Here is a 22,013-nt window from a genome sequence, read left to right on the forward strand (position 1 = left end):
TTCTCTGAACTCATTTACAAACTTAATCTTGTAACTTGCGCCAACTGCTTTCACATTGCTTTTTAATCAAATTTTCCCATATTGATTCGTTTAAAAGATTAATCTTAAAACAATGAGCGATACAATCTGAACGATTGTGGTAGTATCTTTTAATACCCTGTTTCACTTTTTTATTTTAGTCATACCCTCTCTTACCAAATCCTATCATATTAATAATTTTACACATATAAACATTAATATCATTCCAAGCTCTTATCAAATTTCTTATTTTGTATATGTTTCTTTATATTCAAAAATACATTTAGTTATTTTTAAAGTGAACAATTTATAGTATAATATGGTCAGAGGTGAGAATATTGGAATATGCTATTGAAATGCTTAATATCACAAAAGAATTCCCTGGTATTAAAGCTAACGACGATATTACTCTTCAAGTAAAAAAAGGCGAAATTCATGCTTTATTAGGTGAGAATGGTGCTGGTAAATCTACTTTGATGAGTATTTTATTTGGTCTTTATCAGCCTGATATGGGTGAAATAAAGATTAATGGACAAAGCGTTAAAATCAATGACCCAAATGATGCCAATAAATATAACATTGGTATGGTGCATCAGCATTTTAAACTTGTTCATAATTTCACTGTTTTGGAAAACATTATTTTAGGGGTTGAAGAAAAGGGGTTATTCGGTAAGCTCAAGACAGATAATGCGCGTAAGAAGGTGATGGGCTTATCTGAGAAGTATCATTTAAACATTGATCCAGATGCAAAGATTGAAGATATTACTGTTGGTATGCAGCAGCGTGTAGAAATCTTAAAGATGTTATATAGAAATAATGATATCTTGATTTTTGATGAACCTACAGCAGTACTCACTCCACAGGAAATTGATGAGTTAATGAAAATCATGAAGGAACTTATTAAGGAAGGTAAATCCATCATTTTCATCACTCATAAGTTAAATGAAATCAAAGCAGTAGCGGATCGCTGTACAATCATTCGTAAGGGACGATATGTTGGTACAGTCAATGTAGCTGATGTGACTAAAGAACAGTTATCAGAAATGATGGTTGGTCATAAGGTAAACTTGACAGTCACTAAAGATAAACATGAACCATCTGATGTTGTATTAAAGGTTGACCATTTAAGCTATCAGCCTAAGACTTCAGATAAACTTCTTTTAAATGATGTTTCATTTGAAGTAAGAAAAGGAGAAATTGTTTGTATTGCTGGTATTGATGGCAATGGTCAGAGTGAATTGATTTATAACTTAACTGGACTTGAACAGCCTAATATGGGTCATGTTTACTTAAATGATGAAGAAATCACTCATAAAAGTATTCGTTATCGTAATGATCATGGAGTATCTCATATCCCAGAAGACCGTCATAAACATGGGTTAGTTCTTGATTATACTCTTGGTGAAAACTTGATATTAAAATCATATTATAAGAAAGACTTCCAGAATCATGGCATTATTAATTTTGATGCAATGAATACTTATGCTGATCATCTTATTGAAGAATATGATGTACGTTCAGGTGAAGGTAGAAATTCTATTGTACGTGGTATGTCCGGTGGTAACCAGCAGAAGGCCATTATTGCGAGAGAAGTAGAACAGAATGATGACTTACTTATCGCTGTACAGCCTACACGTGGTCTAGATGTTGGGGCTATTGAATTTATTCATAAGCAGATTGTTAAGACAAGAGACAACAATAAAGCAGTATTACTTGTGTCACTTGAACTTGATGAAGTTATGAACTTATCAGATCGTATTTTAGTGATGTATGAAGGGGAAATCGTTGCGGATCTAAATCCAAAAGAGACTACTATTCAGGAATTAGGACTTTATATGGCAGGTTCTAAGAGAGGAGAAGGTTATGAAAAGTAATAAACCCGCTTTAATGGAACGTGCCAGTTTCAAATCAATTGTGTCTTCTTTAATCGCAATTTTAATGGGGCTAGTCGTTGGTTTTATCATTATCTTAATTGCTAATCCTAGTGATGCATTACAGGGATTATCTATTTTATTAACAGGTGGCTTTAGAGAAGGGTTATCTAGTATTGGACAGGTTATTTATTTAGCTGTACCAATCATGATGACAGGTCTATCTGTTTCATTTGCTTATAAATGTGGTGAATTCAATATCGGTGTTCCTGGTCAGTATCTAGTAGGAAGCTTCACTGCTGTATTTATCGCATTAAGAGCTACTTTTATTCCAGATAACTTAGTATGGATTTTTGCTATTTTAGGTGCAGGTATTGCTGGTGCTTTATGGGCACTTATTCCTGGTATCTTAAAAGCAACTCGTAATGTAAACGTTGTTATTTCTGGTATCATGTGTAACTATATTGGTATGTTACTTGTTATCCAAGGCATTAAAGCCACTATCTACAACTCTACAGGTGCAGAAAGTTATGCTGTATCTAAAGCACGTAGTATTCCTGGATTTGGCTTAAATCAGATCTTTGGTGATCGTGTTAACCTTGGTATTATCATTGCAATCTTACTTTGTGTACTTGCTTGGTTTATCATGAATAAAACTACTTTTGGTTATGAACTAAAAGCATGTGGTTTCAATAAAGATGCAGCAAGATATGCAGGTATGAACGAAAAGAAATGTATCGTTTTAGCCCTTATGATTTCAGGATTCTTTGCTGGTGTAGGAGGAGCCTTAACATACTTATGTGGTACTGGTAAAACATTACCAATCACAGAAACATTACCAAACGAAGGCTGGAACGGTATCCCAGTTGCCTTGCTTGGTTTCTCTAATCCAATTGGCTGTATCTTTGCTGCCTTATTCATTGGTTATATGAATGTTGGTGGTAACTATATGCAGTCACTTAATATTGCGATTGAAGTTATTGATATTATCGTTGCTGTTATTATCTACTTCGCTTCATTCACACTATTCATTAAAGCCTTATTAGAACGTTATCAAAGAAATAAAAAGAGAAAAGCAGAAATGCAGAATGAAGGAGGTAAAACAGAATGAGTTTAGTTTATTTCCTTTTTGCTCAGACTTTACTATTTGCCATTCCATTAATGATTGTTGCTTTGGGTGGTATGTTCTCTGAACGAAGTGGTGTTGTTAACTTAGCCCTTGAAGGTATTATGATCATTGGTGGTTTTGCTGGTGTATTCTATTTGAATTATATGCAGTCTAATGATATTCTTCATGGTCTGCCACTATTATTAACAGGTTTACTTATTTCTGGTATTGTTGGTATACTATTTAGTATGCTTCATGCCTTTGCAGCCATTCATTTAAGTGCTGACCAGACTATTTCTGGTACTGCATTAAATATGCTTGCTCCAGCACTTGGTATCTTCATCGCAAAAACCGTACAGGATGGTATGCAGAATGTTTCATTCACTAATGAATTCAGAATTTCTGAAGTTCCTGGACTTAGCAGTATTCCAGTACTTGGTGATTTATTCTTCAAGAACTGCTACTTTACTACATTACTAGGCATTGCGATTCTTATCATTTCTTGGTATTTCCTTATGAAAACTAAGACTGGTTTAAGAATCCGTTCTTGTGGTGAAAACCCTCAGGCAGCAGATGCTGCAGGGATCAGTGTTTATAAGATCAGATATCTAGGTGTAGGTATTTCTGGTTTCTTAGCTGGTATGGGTGGACTTATTTATATTCTACCTATCTCTACAGAGTTCACCTGCACTGTTGCTGGTTATGGTTTCTTAGCTTTAGCTGTATTAATCTTCGGTAACTGGGCACCATTAAGAATTGCTGGTGCAGCATTCTTCTTTGGTTTCATGAAGACATTGTCTTATACATATAACTCAGTTCCATTACTTGCTAAAATGTCTTTACCTGATACAACATATAAATTAATTCCATATGTTGCCACTTTAATTCTATTAGCATTCACATCTAAGAACTCAGCTGCGCCTCGTGCAGATGGTGTACCTTACGATAAATCTAAACGTTAATAGAGCTGGACTCCTTAGGGAGTCCTTTTTTCTTGCACTACTATACAAAAAAGTTATAATGAATAGAGAAAGAAAAGAGGTATACAATGAACAAGATCTATCAAATGAATGGATATCAACTTCACTTGATTTCATCTAAGAAATTTAAAGATATTACAATCTCTGTTCGTTTTAAAGGACGTTTTACAAGAGAAACAGTCACAAGTAGAAGTGTTCTAGGATTTTTAATGATCACTGGAACTATGAAGCATCCAACACAAAAGGACTTATCTAGAACACTAGAAGATTTATATGGTGCAAATCTTTCTGCGAATATTTCTTCTGCAGGTAAAGGTCATATTATTACTTTTAAGAATACATGTGTTAATCAGGAATTCCTTCCTATCAATGAAAATCTACTCTTTAAACAGGTAGATTTATTAAATGAATTAGTAAATCATCCTTATATTGTAGATGGGCATTTTGATGAAGAAATGACTGAACTTAAGAAACAGGAAATCACATATCGTATTATGGCTGATATGGACGATAAGATGGGCTATGCCTTTGATCGCATGGTAGATTATATGGGCAGAGGAAGTGTGCTAGGATTACGTTCTACAGGCTATATAGAGGATATGGAAAACATCAATGCTTATACTCTTGTAAAAACATATAAAGATATGATTCAAAATGATGATAAGCATGTTTATGTAGTAGGGGATATAGATGAAAGTATTATCTCTATCTTCAAAGAAAAGCTACAGTTCCCAGAAGTGAAACATGATCCTTATCCTAGTGCCTATATGTATCAAAATGATCGTAAACATCTTTTAGATATTATTGAAAAACAGGATATCGTCCAGTCTAAGCTCGTTATGGGTTATAAGGCAAACTGCTGTACCTTAAGTGAAAATACAGCTGCAATGAGCGTATTTTCTAATTTATTAGGAGGTTATTCTCAATCTAGACTATTCCAAGTAGTCAGAGAAAAGAACAGCTTATGTTACTTTATTCATTCAAGTTATGATCCAATGAATGGTATTATGACCATTGCAGCAGGTATTGATATGAATAATTATGATAAGACTAAAGAGTTAATTGGAAAACAGATCAAAGACTTACAGGCTGGGCATATCACTGATGAAGAATTATCAATGGTAAAGACTATGCTTATCAATACATTATCTAAAGTAGATGATGATCCTGATGCCATTATCTCATTCAACTGGAGAAGAGATATCATTAATAGTCAGGATACTATTGAAGACAAACAGGATGCAATTAAAAATGTCACAAAAGAAGATGTCATCAAATGTGCTCAAAGTATAGAATTAGATACCATCTATTTCTTAACTGGAAAGGAGTTCTATGAAGAAAACTTATTATCCAACAATTAAAGAAACGCTCTATTATGAAAAGATGAGTAATGGACTTAATGTCTATTTGATGCCAAAAGATGGCTTTACTAAGACATATGGCTTATTTTCAACACGTTTCGGTTCTATTGACCGTAGCTTTGTTCCTCTAGGAGAAACAGATTTAATCACAGTACCTGATGGTGTCGCTCATTTTCTAGAACATAAGATGTTTGATATGGAAGATGGAGATGCCTCAGAAAAGTTTGCTGCACTTGGTGCGAGCAGTAACGCCTTCACTTCTCATAGCCGTACTGCTTATTTGTTCAATACAGCTGCGAATGTTGATGAATGTACTGAATTATTATTAGATTTCGTGCAGGAACTCAATGTTACACCTGAAAGTATTGAAAAAGAAAAGGGCATCATTAATCAGGAAATAGGCATGTATAATGATGATCCTGACTGGCGTGGTTATTTTGGTGCCATCAGCAACCTTTATCATAATCATCCTGTTAGAATTGATATTGCAGGTACTGTTGAAACAGTAGCGGAAATCGATTATGACATCTTACAAAAATGCTATCATACATTCTATCATCCATCTAATATGATGTTATTTGTGTCAGGAAACTTTGATCCAGAACACCTCATGTCCGTTATTAGAGATAATCAGGCAAAGAAAGATTTCAATGATATGCCTCCAATTGTAAGAGGAGATCACAATGAACCAGAAACTATCTTTAAAGCTTATGAAGAAAATGAAATGGATGTTACTATGACTAAGGTCAATGTCGCAATAAAAATAAACAATGTGCCTGAATCACCAGAAGAAAAACTCAAAAGACAGCTTTCATTCTATATCTTCATGGATATGTTATTCTCTAAGAGTAGTGATTTAAGAGATGAATGGACTAAGATGGGGCTCATCAATGATTCTTTCTTCACTAACTTCTCACAAGAGCGTGATTTCTCCCATATTATTTTTGCAGGAGATAGTCCTAAACCTGAGGAACTTCTATCTCATATACATAAACTTATTGAAGATATTCCTCATATGACATTGGATGAAGAAGCATTCAATAGAATGAAAAGAAATAATATTGGAACTCTTATTGGCTTCTTTAATTCTATTGAAACAATTGCTTCATTATTTAGCCAGTACTATTTAGAAGGTATTAATTTATTTGATCTATTTGAGGCCTATCAGGCTCTTACTATCGATGATATTAAAAATATTTTACCTCTATTTTGTAAGGATTTAACATCTAATTTTATTGTTAGACCACTTAAGGATAACGCCTAGATGTTGACTAAAAAGGCACTTATGCTATAATGGTGGTGACCTGAGAGTATATGGATTTCCTACATTTTTGATAAGGGAACCTGATTGTTAGAAAGACGGTGTTGAAGACCTGCTACGAGTAGGGATCCTAAAGTTTTTCACAAGGTGCCCACCTGTATTTAACAGGGATAATCAACGCCTCTTAGGTCTTTTCGTTTGTTTAAATTATACAGGAGGTCATCATGGCTATTGATCAGAAACTTATCGATGAAATTAATGCACTTGCTCATAAAAAGAAGACAGTAGGTCTTACACCTGAAGAACAGGTTCGTCAGCAGAAGCTTAGACAGAAATACCTAAAAGAATTTAGAAGGGGCTTTGAACAGCAGCTTCAGAGTATCAAAGTTGTTGATGCAAATGGTAACGATGTCACTCCTGCTAAAGCAAGAATGCATAAAAAAGTAAACTAGACAGTCTTTATGAAAAGATTGTCTTTTTTATTGCGTAAAAATGGTTTACACATCATTAAAATTATGTATAATGGTGGTGATTAGGAGGTACTCGAAATGGATTCGAATTTATCGATCGCTACAATAAGATCGCTTTGTATTGACATGATCAATAAGGCAAATTCTGGTCATCCAGGTATGGTTCTAGATGGCGCACCTGCTTTATACACATTGTTTACTAAGGTGATGAACATAAATCCCTCTTTGTCTAGTTGGCAAAATAGGGATCGCTTTGTTCTTGCAAGTGGTCATGCTAGTTCTTTACTTTATGCTTTATTACATCTTTCTGGTTATGATTTAAGTCTTGATGATTTAAAACAGTTCAGACAGTGGCAGTCAAAAACACCTGGACATCCAGAAATCACTATCACAGATGGTGTAGATGCATCTTCAGGACCTTTAGGTCAGGGGATTCCTACAGCCACAGGTATGGCAATTGCTGAAAAGTTCCTTGCTGAAAAGTACAACAAGGAAGATTGTTCAATTGTTGATCATTACACATATGTATTATGTGGTGATGGTGATATGCAGGAAGGTGTGACTTATGAAGCATCATCTCTTGCTGGTCATCTTTCATTAGGTAAGTTAATTGTTATCTATGATGCCAATGAAGTAACACTTGATGGTCCTCTTTCATATTCATTCAGTGAAAATGTAAAGAAGAGATATGAAGCAATGAATTGGCAGGTTATCGAAGTGGCTGATGGTAATGACATTCAGGCCATCAACCGTGCATTAAAGCGTGCTAAGAAAGAGTTATTCAAACCATCTATTATCATCATGAAGACTGTTATTGGTTATGGTTCTTGCAATCAGGGAACTAATAAAGTTCATGGTGCACCTCTAGGTGAAGAAGACGGTAAGAATGCTAAGTTATCTTATGGATTTGACCATGATCCTTTCTATGTTCCTGAAGAAGTTTATGCTGATTTCAAAAAGAACGTAAAAGACCGTGGTACAAGAGCATATAAGAAATGGTTAAAGACTGTTGAAGAATATGCTGAAAAATATCCAGAAGAATATAAAGAATATAAAAATGCTATTGAAGGTAATTATCATTTAGATATTACAGAACTTCAAAAGGAATTCAAACCAGGTTATACAGAAGCAACTCGTAATATTTCTCATAGAATTATTCAGGAAGTGGCTAAGCAGAACCCTACATTCTTATCTGGTACTGCAGATCTATCTTCATCTACTAAGACATCAATCCAGGGCGAAGGAAGATTTAGCTGTGAAAACTATACTGGAAGAAATGTATATTTTGGTATCAGAGAATTCGCAATGGTGTCTATCATGAATGGTATGACATTACATAAGGGTGTTAAGATCTCAGCAGGGGGCTTCTTAGTATTCAGTGATTACTTTAAAGCAGCCTTAAGAATGGGTTCTTTACAGGAATGTCCAATCATTCTTCCATTATCACATGACTCTATTGCAGTTGGTGAAGATGGTCCTACACATCAGCCTGTTGAACAGCTTGCAATGCTTAGAAGCAGTATTGATGTTGAAGTATTACGTCCAGCTGATGCAAATGAAATGCTTGCATCTTGGAAGATTGCTGTTGAAACAAAGAATATGCCAGTTGCATTAATTCTTACTAGACAGCCAGTAGAAAACCTTACAAATTCTACTTATGAAGATGTATTACATGGTGCTTATATTGCTAGAAAAGAGTCTGGTGACTTAGAAGGTATCATTATTGCATCTGGTTCAGAAGTGGGTCTTGCTATTCATGCACAGGAAGAATTAGAAAAACAGGGACATTCAGTACGTGTTGTTTCTATGCCTTCAATGAATTTATTTGATGCACAGAGTGATGAATATAAGGAATCCGTTTTACCAAATAGCTGCAGAAAGCGTCTTTCTGTAGAAATGTTATCTGATTTTGGATGGCATAAATATGTTGGTTTAGATGGTAAGACTATGTGTGTTGATACTTTTGGTGCGAGTGCTCCAGCAAGTAGAGTCATCAAAGAATATGGCTTTACTGTAGAAAACGTAGTAAAAGAATACAATTCATTATAAAAACAACTAAAAAGAGAGGGTATCTTAGGATATTCTCTCTTTAATTAGTGCTAAAACACTAAAACAATTTACAAACATAATCTAGTTTGATATAATTATTTAACGTTAACGGAGGTATTTACAATGGTAGCAGGATATATTATTACTACAATTATTGGTGCTCTTGTTGGATTCTTCTTTGCAAGATGGATGTTCAAGAGAGAATTAAAGAAAAACCCACCAATTTCAGAAAAAATGATTCGTGCTATGTTTATGGAAATGGGACGTAAACCTAGCGAAACTCAGATCAAGAGAATCATGAAAAGTGTCAATGATCAGTATAAATAAGGGATAATACCCTTATTTTTATTTAATATGAAAATTACAATTACTAGACATTCTAAAACGCTTTGGAATAAAGAAAAAAGACTTCAAGGATGTAAAGATTCTCCTTTAAGTCCTGAAGGCATGGACAATATTCTTGCATTAAAAGAACACATCAAGAATAACCATTATGATGCTATTTATTCTAGTCCTATTAAGCGTGCCTATGATACCGCAAAACTCTTATTTGATGATCAGTCCATCATTACTGATGAACGCATTAGAGAAATGAACTTTGGAATATTAGAAGGACAGAAAATTGATAAAATTCCAGAGGAATATAAAAAAGCTTATCATGATTTATGGTGTCACCCTGAAATATCCAATGGTATTCCAGAAGGGGAAACCTATGATGAAATTGAAGAAAGAGTTAAAGACTTCTTAAATGATCTTGTAAAGAAGCCTTATGATAATGTCTTTATTGTCACTCATGGATTCTGTTTTACTATTATTATGGCCACTATCATGAACCTTGATAGAAAAGACTATATTAAAGTCAATAGTCCTGTTGTGGATGGCTGTTCTGAAACAATTGTGGATTATAGTAATGGCGAGTTTAGTGTCGAAGTTTATGGAAATAATGATTTCCTTCCACACCAGTCAAATGAATCATTTTCTAAATAAATAAAGTCAAATGGCTAAAACCATTTGACTTTATTTTCTGTTCCTTCTTTTATTCTTATAATATTTGCACGATGTCTATAGACAATAAGTGCGACAACACATATATTAGTAATGATTCCAGTTGTAGAATATCCAATAAATGGTGATGCAATAAGTACAGCTGTTGCACCAAGGATACTAGATAAAGATACATACTTAGTTGTCTTTAATGTAATTAAGAATACCGCAACTGCGATAATAAAACCATATATATTAGTCATTAATGTATAGGCGATTGCACTTGATACAGCCTTACCACCCTGAAAATTCGCAAAGATAGGATAACAATGACCAATCATACAGAATAGTGCACATGGATAAATGATATTAGCTGAAATACCAGATACTTTCGCAATCCATCCTGTTAGTAGGATGGTAATGATACATTTTGTTGCATCAAGTAAAATAACTGTTATTCCGGCTTTTTTGCCTAGTACTCTTCCTGCATTGGTACCACCTAGATTATGTGATCCATATTGACGAACATCAGTATTATAAAACACTTTACCAATGACTAATGCAAAAGGTATTGAACCATATAGATAACTTATTAATAAACAGATGATTATAATTAAATATTTCATCGACTCACCTCACAAAAATTCATTATACATAAATACTACAAAAAATCAAACTTTCCTAAAAAAACCTTTTTGTGTTATACTAGTCAAGTTGAGGAGGTATGCTCATGTCAAATACACATTATGATGAATCCGATATTCAAATCTTAAAGGGGCTAGAAGCCGTAAGAAAAAGACCAGGAATGTACATTGGTTCAACTGATTCTCGTGGTTTACACCACCTTGTATGGGAAATTGTTGATAACTCTATTGATGAAGCCATTGCTGGTTATGGTAAGAAGATCACAGTTACATTACATAAAGACAATAGCGTAACGGTCGAAGATGAAGGCCGTGGTATGCCAACAGGTATTAATAAAGAAACAGGAAAGCCAACTACAGAAGTTATTCTTACTGTATTACATGCAGGTGGTAAATTTTCTGAAGATGGTGGTTATAAAACTTCAGGAGGCTTACATGGTGTAGGGTCTTCTGTCGTCAATGCGTTAAGTGAATTTTTAGAGGTGACTGTCCATCGTGATGGTGTGATTCACACACAGCGCTTTGAAAATGGTGCTACAAAAATTGGAAAGTTAAAAAAAGTAGGAAAAACTAATAAGACAGGTACTATTATTCATTTTAAGCCTGATGCGTCTATTTTCTCTACCACAACATTTAGTTTCCAGACAATTAGTGAAAGACTCCGTGAAGATGCATTCTTATTAAAGGGAATGACAATAGAACTTATTGATGAACGTACTGATAAAGATGAAACATATCAGTATGAAAAAGGCTTAGAAGAATTTATAGACTGGATCAATAATGATAAAGAAGCTGTTTCACCTATTATCTCTTTTGATGATACTAATAACGAAATAGAAGTAGAAATTGCGATGCAGTTTACACAAAGCTATCAGGAAAATATTATTTCGTTTGTTAACTTAGTACGTACTGGAGATGGAGGTACACATGAAGTAGGATTCCGTTCTGGTTTAACTAAAGTATTTAATGAATATGCAAGAAAATATGCTTTATTAAAAACAAAAGATAAGAATCTTGAAGGTAGTGATGTACGTGAAGGATTGAATGCTATTATTTCTGTTAAGATTCCAGAAAAGTATCTTCAGTTTGAAGGACAGACTAAATCTAAGCTTGGTTCTCCTATTGCCCGTAATATTCTAGAAAATGTGACTTTTGAACGTATTACTTATTTCTTAGAAGAAAATAAAGATATTGCAGAGAAACTGATTGAAAAGATGATCAAGGCAGCTAATGCAAGACAGGCAGCACGTAAAGCTAAGGAGCAGGCAAGAAAAGGTAAGAATAACCGTGAAGCAAAATTCTTAAGTGGTAAGTTAGCACCTGCACAATCCAAAAATAAGCGTAAGAATGAATTATATCTTGTCGAAGGTGATTCTGCCGGAGGTAGTGCAAAACAGGGGAGAGACCGTAAATTCCAGGCTATTCTTCCACTTCGTGGTAAGGTTATTAATACAGAAAAAGCAACACAGGCAGATATCCTAAAGAATGAAGAAATCAGTACAATGATTAATACAATTAATGCAGGTGTAGGTGCTGATTTTAATGTGGATGATAGTGCTTATGATAAGATTATCATCATGACCGATGCCGATACTGATGGGGCACATATCCAGATCTTATTGCTTACATTCTTCTATCGTTATATGCGTGGTTTGATTAAAGCAGGTAAGGTTTATATTGCCATGCCACCACTTTATAAAGTTTCTAAGAAGTCTGGCAAGAAAGATAATGTTATTTATTGCTGGGATGAAAAAGATTTAGAAGCCGCTCGTAAGAAAATGGGAAGAGGCTATGATGTACAGCGTTACAAAGGTCTTGGTGAAATGAATGCAGAACAGTTATGGGAAACAACTATGAACCCTGAAACTCGTACTCTTATTCAGGTTACTATCGATGATGCTGCAATTGTAGAAAGAAGTGTCTCTGTATTAATGGGTGATAAAGTACAACCTAGACGTGAATGGATTGAAAACAATGTACAGTTCTCATTAGAAGATAGCTTCTTTATGGAAGGATAGGTGATCAAACATGACAGAAAAAAATATTATTATGTCCTTAGAGGATATCATGGGTGACCGCTTTGGACGTTATTCTAAATATATTATCCAGGATCGTGCATTACCTGATGTAAGAGATGGATTAAAACCAGTACAAAGAAGAATTTTATATGCTATGTGGAAGGAAGGAAATCTTCCTACTAAACCATATCGTAAGTCTGCTAAGACTGTTGGTACAGTTATTGGTAATTATCATCCTCATGGTGATTATTCTGTTTATGAAGCGATGGTCCGTTTATCACAGGACTGGAAGATGCGTATGCCTTTAGTAGATATGCAGGGGAATAACGGGTCTATTGATAATGACCCGGCTGCTGCCATGCGTTATACTGAAGCACGATTAGCACCAATTGCGTTAGATTTAATTAAAGATATAGATAAAGAAACAGTGCCGATGGCACTTAACTTCGATGATACAGAATATGAACCAACTGTATTCCCAGCTAAGTATCCTAACCTATTAGTCAATGGGGCCACAGGTATTTCAGCTGGTTATGCCACTGATATTCCTCCTCACAACTTAGAGGAAGTCATTGATGCTACTATTTACCGTATTAAGCATCCACATTGCTCATTTGATGATCTTCATCAATTTATTAAAGGGCCTGATTTTCCAACAGGTGCTATAGTAGAAGGGGCAAGTGATATTGCGACAGCCTTAAGAACTGGTCGTGGTAAGGTTGTTGTCCGTTCACGTTATAAGATTGTTGAACAGAAAAATATCAATCAGATTCTTATTACAGAAATTCCTTATGAAGTCAATAAAGCTGAACTTGTAAGAAAGATGGCTGAAATTCAGTTTAATCGTGATATTGATGGAATCGTTGAAGTCAGAGATGAATCTGACCGTAATGGATTATGTATTGCGGTAGATTTAAAGAAAGATGTTGATGCAAGAAATACATTAAACTACTTCTTTAAAAATACAGATTTGCAGAAGAACTATAACTATAATATGACTGCAATCAAAGATAAGCGTCCAGTACTTATGGGTATTGAAGATATTCTTGATGGCTATATCAAGCATGAATGTGAAGTCGTAACTAAGCGTTCTATTTTTGATCTTAATAAAGCACAGGAACGTGAGCATATAGTAGAAGGGCTTATTAAAGCTATTTCTATTCTAGATGAAGTTGTAAAAACAATTCGCGCATCTAAAGATAAATCAGATGCAAAAGTGAATTTAATGAACGCTTTTGGCTTTACTGAAAGACAGGCAGAAGCCATTGTGACTTTACAGCTTTATCGTTTAACTAATACTGATATTGTATCTTTAGAAAATGAGCAGAAAGAATTACAGGCTCTTATTGAAAGCTTAAATGCGATTTTAAATAGTGAAAAAGTATTAAGAAAAGTAATTATAAATGAGTTAAATGAGGTTAAGAAAAAATATCCAACACCTCGTCTCACTGAAATCAAAGATGAAATCATGGATACATCCGTCAATCAGCAGGCAATGATTATTTCTGAAGATGTGTATGTTTCTATTACACGTGACGGGTATTTCAAAAAGATTTCTACACGTTCTTATAAGGCATCTGATGAAAATACATTTGGTAAGAAAGATACGGATATGCTTGTTGACCTATTTGAAGCCAATACACTTGATGTTATTCTTTCATTTACTAACAAGGGTAACTATTGTTTTGTCCCTGTTTATAAGTTAGAAGACTTCAAGTGGAAGGATTTAGGCAAACATCTAAGTTATTTAATTAAATTAGGTAATGATGAGAAGATTATTGGTAATATTCTTGTAAAATCATTCGATTTAGACCAATATGTTGTCTTATCAAGTAAGAATGGACAAATTAAACGTGTAAGTATTAAAGACTTTAATGTTAGCCGCTTCTCTAAGCCATTAAAGTGTATGAACTTGAAAGACAATGATGAATTAGTGAGTGTTGATATCAGTGATGGAACAAAGGGGATTATTACTGTCACTAAAGCAGGATATGGTACTTTATATAGTGAAGATGAAATATCTGTATTAGGTGTAAAAGCAGGTGGTGTAAAGGGGATTAATATGCGTGATGATGAAGTGGCCTTTATGTGTGTCTTTGATCCTTCAGTTGTCTCTTCTTTATTACTTATTTTAAACCCTGCACATTTCAAACGTATACATATCAGTGATATTCCAGCATGTCATCGTGCAACAAAAGGAACATTACTATTTAAGTCATTAAAAACTAAACCAACTAAAATCTTTACTGGATTCATCTCTAATCCACAGGATGAATTTGTAGTTAAGAGTGGTACAGAAACAATGAAGATTGTGTCTAAAGATATTAGTTTTGGTGCACTTAGCACAAAGGCTAACACTTTAAAACAATGTCCATTTGACTTTATTGATGATGTACATCTCACTCGTTCTATGATTATTGAAGAGCATGTACAAAAGAAAGTAGAAGAAAATAAAGTAGATCTTACAATTAAAGATCCAAATCTCTTTGATGAAATGGAAGGGGACCCTGATACTGAGTTCGAATTCATTTCAATGGATGATTATCTTGATGAAAAGTAGGAAATATCCTTGCTAGCTCTATGTAATTGAATAAAAATAGTGTAAAATGACCTAAGAAAAGGAAGGTATATATGACAGAAATAAGATGTTATGGATGTGGCGCCATCATTCAATGCGCTGATACAAAAAAGCCTGGCTATGTGCCAGAATCTGCTTTAAGCAAGGAAAAGATTCTTTGTCAGAGATGTTATAAATTAATGCATTATCATCAGAAGATGGAATCTCATTTAACTAAAGATGATTTCTTACATGTTTTACAGACTGTAGGAGAAAAAGATTGTTTAGTTGTTTATATCGTTGACTTATTTGACTTTAATGGTTCTCTTGTGCCTGGTCTTATGCGTCATATTGGATATAATGATGTACTTGTACTTGCGAATAAGAGAGATATCTTACCTAAGTCTTTAAAGGAACATAGACTTAATACATGGGTAAGAAGACAGTTCAAGGAATATGGTATCAAGCCTCTTGATGTAGTTATTACAAGTGGTAAGAAAAATATGAACTTTGATGAAATCTTTGATAAGATTGATGAATACCGTCATGGCCGTGATGTATATGTTGTAGGTATTACTAATGTTGGTAAGTCTACATTTATCAACCGTATGTTGAAGAACTATTCAGATGCATCTAATCTTATTACTACAAGTGAATTCCCTGGTACCACTCTTGATTTAATCAAGATTCCTCTTGATGATCATTCATCTTTATATGATACTCCAGGTATTATGAATGAACATCAGTACACATCTGTTGTAGATGAAAAGGATTTGGCTTATATTATGCCTCAGGGTGAAGTAAAGCCTATGATATACCAGTTGAATGATGATCAGTCAATCTTCTTTAGCGGTCTTGCAAGAATTGATTATACAAAGGGAGATAAAGGAAACTTCATCTGCTACTTTTCTAGAAATATGCAGATTCATCGTACAAAGACTGAAAAAGCAGATGAATTATTTAATAGACATAAACAGTTACAGGTTTATGGACCCGCTTCATCAATGAAAGAAATGAAGGCTTATGAATTTACTTTACCAGAAGAAAAACGTGATATTGTGATCTCTGGTTTAGGATTTATATGTATTCATGCACCTAAAGGCAAGATCAAGGTTTATGTACCTGAAGGTATTGATGTATTTATGAGAGAAAGTTTAATTTAGAGGATATATGAATGTTAAATAGTAAACAGAAAAAATTTTTAAGAAGCGAAGCACATAACTTAAAGCCAATTTTTCAGGTTGGTAAAGATGGTGTAGGAGAAAAACAGATCAACAGCATCAATGATGCATTAAAGGCTAAAGAACTTATTAAAGTGAAGTTATTAGATACTTGCCCTGAAACAGTGAATGAAGTAGCTTTAGAAATCTCAATGGGTACTAAAGCAGATGTTGTTCATATTATTGGACATACAATCGTTTTCTATAAATCAAGTGAAAAAGGAATTTATAAGATCTAATGAATATTGGATTACTTGGTGGTAGTTTTGATCCTATCCATAAAGGGCATATAGAGATTGCAAAGGAGGCTTTATCTTTGCTTTCTCTTGATTCATTTTACTTCATTCCTACTAAAAACAACCCTTGGAAGGATAAACAGAATGCCCCTGGCGATATGCGTAAAGAAATGATAGAGATTGCGATTCACCAGGAACCAAAAATGAAGGTTTGTACTATTGAGCTTGATTCTACAAGTAATGAAAAGAATTATACAATTAATACGATTCATGCATTAAAAGAAATGTATCCTAATGATAATTTATATTATTTAATGGGTATGGATCAGGCTATGGCGTTTGAAAAATGGAAACAAGCTGAAGAAATATCAGAATTAGTCCAGCTAGTAGCCTTTAATAGAGGTGGTTATCCTACAGCTCATCCTAATTTAGAGAGATATCACTTTATTAAGATGGATAATGTAGAAATAACTGCATCTAGCACAGAAATCAAAGAAGGGGCATTAGATATGCTCGATAAAGATGTACTCAAATATATTTCTAAAAATGGCTTATATCTTGATACAATGATTAGAAATAGAATGAAAGAAAAACGCTATAAGCATACTCTAAGTGTCGCTTCTCTCACAAGAGATTTCTGTAAAAGCAATGGCATTGATCCTCTCAAAGGCTATATTGCTGGTATGATGCATGATGTTGCAAAAGAAATGCCTCATAATCAGGCTAAAAAACTGATGAAGAAGTATTATGCATCTCATTTAGATCAGCCTGAACCTATCTGGCATCAATGGCTTTCACGTTATGTATGTGAGAATGAATTTCTTATCAGTGATGAAGAAATCTTAAAAGCCATTGAAGATCATACAACAGCTTCTACATCTATGAGTCTTCTTGGTATGTGTTTATATTGTGCTGATAAATTAGACCCTTTAAGAGGTTATGATTCATCAGAACAGATTACTTTATGTAAACATGATATTGAAGCAGGATTTAGAAACTGTCTGACTGATTTTTATGAATTTTCCACAAAGAAGCATCGTCCAATCGACCCATGTTTCTTTGAAGTTTATGATAAATATGTAAAAGGAGTTAATAATGACTAAAGTAGAATGTATTGTAAAAGCAATGAACGACAAATTAGCCCAGGATATTGTGGCAATCAATATGGAGAACGCCTCTCCTTTATATGACACATTTATTTTATGTACTGCATCTAATAAACGCTTATTAAATGCGATTCAGGATAATGTAGTTGACCAGTGTGAAATAAATGGTTTTGAAATTAAAAGCATAGAAGGCCGTGGTAATGCGGAATGGATCCTTATTGATGCAGGTGATGTGATCTGTCATATCTTCTCTGAAGAAGCACGTAAAGAATATAATTTAGAGAAATTATGGAGTGATATGCCTACTATTGATATCAAGGAGTATCTTGCATAATGGCTGCCTATAAAGAGTTTTCTTATTATTATGATTCTTTAATGGACCCGGACTTCTATTCAGATTATTTAGAATTTATTCATAAACACGCTAATCTTAAAACAGTATTAGAACTAGGATGTGGAACTGGATTAACTGCTATTGAACTTGCGAAAGAAGGTCATCAGGTTCTAGCTACTGATTTATCTGAAGATATGGTAAATATCACTGCTTTAAAAGCCAAGGATGAAGGTGTTGAACTTCTAACTGAAACAATTGATATGTGTGATTTTGCCTTATCTCAGCCTGTAGATACTATTCTTTGTTTAACAGATGCAATTAACTATGTTTTAAGCAAAAAGAAGGTGCAAGATGTCTTTAATAATGTTTATGAAGGTTTAAAATATAATGGAACATTTATTTTTGATGTGAACAGTCTTTATAAATGTAATGTGATTTTAGATGATTACCATGAAAAGAATGAAGATGAAGATTTCTTCTTCTCATGGGATGTAGAAAGTGATCATAAAGGTGGAATTACCCATCATATTATTATTGATGAAGATGGTCATCATGTTGATGAAACACATCGTCAAAAAACACTTCCTGTTGAAGAATATGTTAAGATGCTTAAAAAAGCAGGATTTAAGTCAATTGCTTATTATAGTGATTTTGGTGAATACAAGGAAGAGTGTGAACGTATTATATTTGTAGTAAAGAAAGTGAGGGATTAACATGTTAGGTATTATTGGTGCAATGGAAGAAGAAGTCAATGAAATACTTGCTTTAATGAATGTTGAAAAAGAATACCAGGAATGTAATTATCATTTTTATGAAGGTTTATTAGGAAAAAAAGAAGTTGTAGTTGTCCAGGGTGGTATTGGTAAAGTCAATGCAGCTATTTCAGTTACTCTTTTATTAAAGAACTTTGATATTGATCATGTCATCAATGTTGGTTCTGCAGGTGGACTTGATTTAAAAGAAAATGTCGGAGATGTCATCATCAGTGAAAAGGTAGCGCATCATGATGTCGATGTCACTGCTTTTGGACGCCCATATGGACAAGTACCTGATATGCCTCTTTACTATGAAGCCGATGTGACACTTGTTTCTTATGCAAAAGAAATCTTTGAACATAATGGCTTAACAGTATATAGTGGTCTTATTGTCTCTGGTGATCAATTTGTTGCAAGAAAAGACCAGGTAGATACAATCAAAGAACACTTCCCTGATGCATTATGTTCTGAAATGGAAGCTGCAACAGTAGCTCAGGTATGTACAGTCTTTAATAAACCATTTATTATTGCGCGTGGCTTAAGTGATATTTTTGATAAAGGCAGCAGTTCTATCCAGTTTGATCAATATCTTAAGGAAGCTGCAAAATCATCAGCACGTATGTGCTATGATTTAGCTCAAAAGCTCGTATAAATGAATAGAATTGAATTATTGGCCCCTGCAGGTGATTTTGAGTCTCTGCAGGGCGCTATTGCGAATGGCGCTAATGCGATTTATCTTGGAACAACTGCCTTTTCAGCACGTGCCTTCGCTAAGAACTTTAATCTAGAAGAACTAGACCAGGCTATTCAGTATGCTCATCTAAGAAATGTAAGAATATTTGTAACTGTTAATACATTATATCAAGATGATGAAATGAAAGATGTCATTTCATTAATTGATAATTTATATGAGTTACAAATAGATGCACTTCTTATTCAGGATATAGGCTTATTAAAGCTTGTTCATGAAAGATATCCTGATATGGAACTTCATACTTCTACTCAGATGAGTGTGATGTCATTAGAGGCATTACGTTATTTTGAAGATCTAGGTGTTAAAAGAGTTGTTCTTGCTAGAGAAAATACCATTGATGAAATTAAATATATCTGTTCTCATACAGATTTAGAAATAGAAGTATTTGCGCATGGTGCATTATGTGTGGCTTATTCTGGACAGTGTTTGATGTCTAGTATGATTGGTAGAAGAAGTGGTAATAGAGGCGCCTGTGCACAGCCATGCCGTTTACCTTATAGTTTAGAAGAAGATGGCAAAGTGATTGATACAAGTTATCTCATGTCTACAATGGATTTATGTACATCTGATCATATTAATGAATATATTGAAGCAGGTGTTGCTTCTTTAAAGATAGAAGGGCGTATGAAGCGTCCTGAATATGTAGCTGCAGTCACTCAGGTTTATTCTAAAGCTATTAAACATTATTATGAGAATACACCTAGCTATACAAAAGAGAACTTCAATGATATGAAACAGATGTTTAATCGTCATTATACATCTGGTTATCCATTTCATGCTGATAAGATTGTAGACGAGACATTTTCAGGTAATCAGGGCGTTTTCTTAGGTTATGTTAAAGGATATGACTACCGTAGTAAACGTGTCTCTATAGCCCTAAAAAATGATTTAACACAGGGTGATTCTATTGTCTTTACTGAAATAGATAAAGGACGACCTGTCAATAAGATTTATTATCAAAATAAGCTCATCAATAAAGCAGAAGCAGGCATGAATGTTCAGATTGAGTTTGATGATGTAGTGAAGGGTGGAACTGTTAATAAGACAATCAGTGTAGATACAATTAACCGTATGCAGAAAACATATCAGGAAGAAAAGAAATATCGAAAGATTGATATGTACTTTAAAGCATCTCTTAATAAGCCTTGTACGCTTGTTGTAAAATGTGATGAAGAAAAAGTATCTGTAGTAAGTGAACAAATCATTGAAGAAGCATCAAAGCGTGCTGCCACTAAAGAGAATATCATTGATCATCTCAATAAGCTTGGTCATACTGTGTATGAAGCAGATAAGATTGATGTAGAGTTATATGGTGAATTATTTATACCTATCACAATCATTAATAATATGCGTCGTGAGGCACTTTCTAAGCTAGATGCATTATTTGCCTTTAAAAAGCACCACAAGGCTCCTATTAAAGAAATACAGCCTCTTAAAGTCATTCCACAAAGTGTATCTGAGTATCATGTAGTAGTTTCTAATATAAAACAGTTAGAAATTGCCTTAAGATATTATGATCATGTCTACTACTACTATGATGCAGATCTAAAAGAAGCATTAGAATGCTTCAAAAAATATGATAAAGTACCTAATCTTTATCTGCCTCGTATTATGCATGATAAAGATATACAGGAAGTCATTCACAATCCTTTATTGAAAGAATTCAATACGTTAATTGTCAATGACTTTGGCAGTTATAGATTGTTAAAAGATCATCCTCTTATTATTGGTCAGGGATTTAATATTTATAACCATTATGATGCTTATGCATTTAAAGAATCAGTCATTGCATCATTTGAATGTACAAGAAAACAGATTAAACAGATGAAGGATTATAATGTTGATCTTATTTTGCCTATCTATGGTAAAACAGAGAATATGATCACTGAACACTGTGTCATTTCACAATCTTATTTCCATAAGAAAGTACCACATTGTGGTATGTGCAAAAAACATTCTTATAAGATTGTAGATAGAAAAGGTGTTTCTTTTGATATCTTTACTGATGATCAATGTCGTAATCATATACTACATAATGAACCAATCTATGTAGAAAACCATCAATCTCTAAATATTTCATATTTTATTATGTTGACTACAGAAGATGAAAATGAGACTGTAACCGTTTTAGAAGACATAAAAAAACGTACTTCTAAAGGGAAAAAAAGTGATTTAAAGAAGCCTTATGTAGTAGGATATTTCAAATAATATTTTAGATAAAATCTATATTTTTCATAATTCCTAAATTGCCACCTTTATTTTTTTGTGTTATAATAAACTACAGATA

At 33.8% G+C, this 22,013-nt stretch carries 19 protein-coding genes and 1 other RNA gene; 19 read left to right on the forward strand and 1 reads right to left on the reverse strand.

What is annotated here, in order from left to right; translation table 11 throughout:
* Positions 1–356: 356 nt before the first annotated feature.
* From DW269_RS00060 to DW269_RS00105, 10 genes are all read left to right on the forward strand, one after another.
* A complete protein-coding gene (locus DW269_RS00060) occupies positions 357–1,892 on the forward strand; it encodes an ABC transporter ATP-binding protein (protein ID WP_117458003.1) in 1,536 nt (511 codons plus the stop codon).
* Complete coding sequence (locus tag DW269_RS00065) at positions 1,882–3,000, forward strand: ABC transporter permease (protein ID WP_117458004.1); 1,119 nt, start codon at positions 1,882–1,884, stop codon at positions 2,998–3,000. Before DW269_RS00060 ends, DW269_RS00065 begins: the two co-directional genes overlap by 11 nt.
* Positions 2,997–3,959: an ABC transporter permease gene (locus DW269_RS00070; protein WP_117458005.1), complete on the forward strand. Its 963-nt coding sequence runs from the start codon at positions 2,997–2,999 to the stop codon at positions 3,957–3,959. Before DW269_RS00065 ends, DW269_RS00070 begins: the two co-directional genes overlap by 4 nt.
* Positions 3,960–4,045: 86 nt before the next feature.
* Positions 4,046–5,338, forward strand: coding sequence for an EF-P 5-aminopentanol modification-associated protein YfmF (gene yfmF, locus DW269_RS00075; protein ID WP_117458006.1), 1,293 nt, complete (start codon positions 4,046–4,048; stop codon positions 5,336–5,338).
* Positions 5,310–6,602, forward strand: coding sequence for an EF-P 5-aminopentanol modification-associated protein YfmH (gene yfmH, locus DW269_RS00080; protein WP_117458007.1), 1,293 nt, complete (start codon positions 5,310–5,312; stop codon positions 6,600–6,602). Before yfmF ends, yfmH begins: the two co-directional genes overlap by 29 nt.
* Positions 6,603–6,636: 34 nt before the next feature.
* A non-coding RNA gene (gene ssrS / locus DW269_RS00085) (6S RNA) lies at positions 6,637–6,794 on the forward strand.
* 29 nt (positions 6,795–6,823) lie between these two features.
* Complete coding sequence (locus tag DW269_RS00090; RefSeq protein WP_022424391.1) at positions 6,824–7,051, forward strand: DUF896 domain-containing protein; 228 nt, start codon at positions 6,824–6,826, stop codon at positions 7,049–7,051.
* Between the two features lie 96 nt (positions 7,052–7,147).
* Positions 7,148–9,118: a transketolase gene (gene tkt, locus DW269_RS00095; RefSeq protein WP_117458008.1), complete on the forward strand. Its 1,971-nt coding sequence runs from the start codon at positions 7,148–7,150 to the stop codon at positions 9,116–9,118.
* A gap of 123 nt (positions 9,119–9,241) precedes the next feature.
* Positions 9,242–9,445, forward strand: coding sequence for a YneF family protein (locus DW269_RS00100; RefSeq protein WP_006506632.1), 204 nt, complete (start codon positions 9,242–9,244; stop codon positions 9,443–9,445).
* 27 nt (positions 9,446–9,472) lie between these two features.
* Positions 9,473–10,105, forward strand: a complete 633-nt coding sequence (locus tag DW269_RS00105; RefSeq protein WP_117458009.1) for a histidine phosphatase family protein — start codon at positions 9,473–9,475, stop codon at positions 10,103–10,105.
* 14 nt (positions 10,106–10,119) lie between these two features.
* Here the strand turns inward: DW269_RS00105 and plsY are convergent, their stop codons facing one another.
* A complete protein-coding gene (gene plsY, locus DW269_RS00110; protein ID WP_117458010.1) occupies positions 10,120–10,728 on the reverse strand; it encodes a glycerol-3-phosphate 1-O-acyltransferase PlsY in 609 nt (202 codons plus the stop codon).
* Positions 10,729–10,832: 104 nt separating this feature from the next.
* On the opposite strand from plsY, the gene parE reads away from it, so the two are divergent.
* From parE to DW269_RS00155, 9 genes are all read left to right on the forward strand, one after another.
* Positions 10,833–12,764 (forward strand): DNA topoisomerase IV subunit B, encoded by a 1,932-nt coding sequence (gene parE / locus DW269_RS00115; RefSeq protein ID WP_117458011.1) that lies wholly within the window; start codon positions 10,833–10,835, stop codon positions 12,762–12,764.
* Between the two features lie 10 nt (positions 12,765–12,774).
* A complete protein-coding gene (gene parC, locus DW269_RS00120; protein WP_117458012.1) occupies positions 12,775–15,324 on the forward strand; it encodes a DNA topoisomerase IV subunit A in 2,550 nt (849 codons plus the stop codon).
* A gap of 71 nt (positions 15,325–15,395) precedes the next feature.
* The gene (gene yqeH / locus DW269_RS00125) at positions 15,396–16,484 is read left to right on the forward strand and encodes a ribosome biogenesis GTPase YqeH (protein ID WP_117458013.1); all 1,089 of its coding nucleotides are present in this window, start codon (positions 15,396–15,398) and stop codon (positions 16,482–16,484) included.
* Positions 16,485–16,495: 11 nt separating this feature from the next.
* A complete protein-coding gene (yhbY, locus tag DW269_RS00130) occupies positions 16,496–16,780 on the forward strand; it encodes a ribosome assembly RNA-binding protein YhbY (RefSeq protein WP_117458014.1) in 285 nt (94 codons plus the stop codon).
* Positions 16,780–17,880: a nicotinate-nucleotide adenylyltransferase gene (locus tag DW269_RS00135; RefSeq protein WP_117458015.1), complete on the forward strand. Its 1,101-nt coding sequence runs from the start codon at positions 16,780–16,782 to the stop codon at positions 17,878–17,880. The genes yhbY and DW269_RS00135 overlap by 1 nt, the downstream gene beginning before the upstream one ends.
* Positions 17,873–18,217, forward strand: coding sequence for a ribosome silencing factor (gene rsfS, locus DW269_RS00140; protein WP_117458016.1), 345 nt, complete (start codon positions 17,873–17,875; stop codon positions 18,215–18,217). The genes DW269_RS00135 and rsfS overlap by 8 nt, the downstream gene beginning before the upstream one ends.
* Positions 18,217–18,930, forward strand: a complete 714-nt coding sequence (locus tag DW269_RS00145) for a class I SAM-dependent methyltransferase (RefSeq protein WP_117458017.1) — start codon at positions 18,217–18,219, stop codon at positions 18,928–18,930. The genes rsfS and DW269_RS00145 overlap by 1 nt, the downstream gene beginning before the upstream one ends.
* Before the next feature lies 1 nt (position 18,931).
* Complete coding sequence (locus tag DW269_RS00150; RefSeq protein ID WP_117458018.1) at positions 18,932–19,624, forward strand: 5'-methylthioadenosine/adenosylhomocysteine nucleosidase; 693 nt, start codon at positions 18,932–18,934, stop codon at positions 19,622–19,624.
* The gene (locus DW269_RS00155; protein ID WP_117458019.1) at positions 19,625–21,934 is read left to right on the forward strand and encodes a U32 family peptidase; all 2,310 of its coding nucleotides are present in this window, start codon (positions 19,625–19,627) and stop codon (positions 21,932–21,934) included.
* Positions 21,935–22,013: the final 79 nt, after the last annotated feature.

It is taken from the genome of Catenibacterium sp. AM22-6LB, assembly GCF_003435615.1.
Taxonomy (GTDB): domain Bacteria; phylum Bacillota_I; class Bacilli_A; order Erysipelotrichales; family Coprobacillaceae; genus Catenibacterium; species Catenibacterium mitsuoka_A.

Coding starts and splice junctions, on each gene's coding strand:
- DW269_RS00135 (WP_117458015.1), top strand. CDS start 16,780: ATGAATATTGGATTACTTGGTGGTAGTTTTGATCCTATCCATAAAGGG.
- DW269_RS00155 (WP_117458019.1), top strand. CDS start 19,625: ATGAATAGAATTGAATTATTGGCCCCTGCAGGTGATTTTGAGTCTCTG.
- yfmH (WP_117458007.1), top strand. CDS start 5,310: ATGAAGAAAACTTATTATCCAACAATTAAAGAAACGCTCTATTATGAA.
- parC (WP_117458012.1), top strand. CDS start 12,775: ATGACAGAAAAAAATATTATTATGTCCTTAGAGGATATCATGGGTGAC.
- DW269_RS00070 (WP_117458005.1), top strand. CDS start 2,997: ATGAGTTTAGTTTATTTCCTTTTTGCTCAGACTTTACTATTTGCCATT.
- plsY (WP_117458010.1), bottom strand. CDS start 10,728: ATGAAATATTTAATTATAATCATCTGTTTATTAATAAGTTATCTATAT.
- rsfS (WP_117458016.1), top strand. CDS start 17,873: ATGACTAAAGTAGAATGTATTGTAAAAGCAATGAACGACAAATTAGCC.
- DW269_RS00065 (WP_117458004.1), top strand. CDS start 1,882: ATGAAAAGTAATAAACCCGCTTTAATGGAACGTGCCAGTTTCAAATCA.
- DW269_RS00105 (WP_117458009.1), top strand. CDS start 9,473: ATGAAAATTACAATTACTAGACATTCTAAAACGCTTTGGAATAAAGAA.
- yhbY (WP_117458014.1), top strand. CDS start 16,496: ATGTTAAATAGTAAACAGAAAAAATTTTTAAGAAGCGAAGCACATAAC.
- DW269_RS00150 (WP_117458018.1), top strand. CDS start 18,932: ATGTTAGGTATTATTGGTGCAATGGAAGAAGAAGTCAATGAAATACTT.
- tkt (WP_117458008.1), top strand. CDS start 7,148: ATGGATTCGAATTTATCGATCGCTACAATAAGATCGCTTTGTATTGAC.
- DW269_RS00100 (WP_006506632.1), top strand. CDS start 9,242: ATGGTAGCAGGATATATTATTACTACAATTATTGGTGCTCTTGTTGGA.
- yqeH (WP_117458013.1), top strand. CDS start 15,396: ATGACAGAAATAAGATGTTATGGATGTGGCGCCATCATTCAATGCGCT.
- parE (WP_117458011.1), top strand. CDS start 10,833: ATGTCAAATACACATTATGATGAATCCGATATTCAAATCTTAAAGGGG.
- DW269_RS00090 (WP_022424391.1), top strand. CDS start 6,824: ATGGCTATTGATCAGAAACTTATCGATGAAATTAATGCACTTGCTCAT.
- yfmF (WP_117458006.1), top strand. CDS start 4,046: ATGAACAAGATCTATCAAATGAATGGATATCAACTTCACTTGATTTCA.
- DW269_RS00145 (WP_117458017.1), top strand. CDS start 18,217: ATGGCTGCCTATAAAGAGTTTTCTTATTATTATGATTCTTTAATGGAC.